The organism is Nonomuraea sp. NPDC003201, assembly GCF_053590415.1.
This window is the reverse complement of sequence record NZ_JBSFTC010000766.1, coordinates 1-1,168: the sequence shown is the minus strand read 5'-3', so window position 1 is coordinate 1,168 and position 1,168 is coordinate 1. Positions and strand designations below refer to the sequence as shown.

The 1,168-nt window shown below is 77.5% G+C and carries 1 pseudogene; it reads left to right on the top strand.

The window, feature by feature from the left end:
• Positions 1-1,168 (top strand): annotated as a pseudogene (locus tag ACWDX9_RS63500) (LuxR family transcriptional regulator); the annotation flags it as partial.

Genomic DNA, 1,168 nt, shown 5'->3' with positions numbered 1-1,168 from the left:
CACGAGGCGCTGGCCGGGCTGTCAGAAGGGGACCGCCGCGCCTGGCACCTGGCGGCGGCCGCGCTCGGCCAGGACGAGAACGTCGCCGCCGCGCTCACCGAGACCGCCGCCCGGGCCCGCGACCGCGGCGGGTACGGCGACGCCGCGACCGCCCTGGCCAGGGCCGCCGAGCTGACCCCGGCGCCGCACACCCGGGCGGTCAGGCTCAAGGACGCCGCCATGGCCGCCTGGCTCGGAGGCCGTCCGGGGCAGGCGGAGTCCCTGCTGGCCGAGGCCCGCGACCACGCGGGCGGGGACCGCGCGCTGGAGATGGAGATCGCCCAGCTGCGGGGCAGGTTCGAGCTGAACTCCGGAAGCGCCGCCGAGGCGGTGCGGATCCTGGCCACGGGCGACAGCCTGGACATGCTGGCCGACGCCGCCGAGGCGGCCTCGTACGTGGGCGACACCGCCGCCATCGCCGAGATCGGCCGGCGGGCGGCGGCCTTCCCCGAAGGGTTCCTGCGCGACGTGCTGACCGGCATCGGCCTGATGCTCTCCGACGGCACCGGGCACGGGATGCTCAGGCAGGCGCTGGGCAGGACCGGGGAGCTGACGGAGGCGGCCGGGTTCCTGTGGGCGACCGCGGCGGCCAGTTACCTGGGCGAGGCCGATCTGGCGGTCGACCTGGTCGCCCGGGCGGGCCGGGTGGCCAGGGTGTCGGGGATGGTGGGGCAGCTGCCGGTGGTGCTGGAGTTCGTGGCCACCGGCGAGCGGATCGCCGGGCGGCTGGCGGAGAGCCAGGCCATCTCCGAGGAGGGGCTGGAGCTGGCCCGCGAGGCCGGGTACACCAACACGGTGGCCGCGCACCTGGCCAACCTCGCGGTGCTGGCGGCGCTGCGCGGCGAGGAGGAGACGTGCCGTAGGCACGCCCACGAGGCGCTGGCCATCGCGATCCCGCACCGGGTGGGCCTGCGCGCGGGCGTGGCCGCGTACGCGCTGGCCATGCTGGACCTGGGGACGGGCCGTTTCGCCGCGGCGCACGACCGGTTCACCGCGATCACGGCCGCGGGCCCGGGGGCCGGGCATCCGATGGTGGTGTGGCGCTCGGCGCCGGATCGCATCGAGGCGGCCGTGGGCGCGGGCGACCTGGAGGCGGCGCGGGCGGCGCTGGAGGCGTACGAGCGCTGGT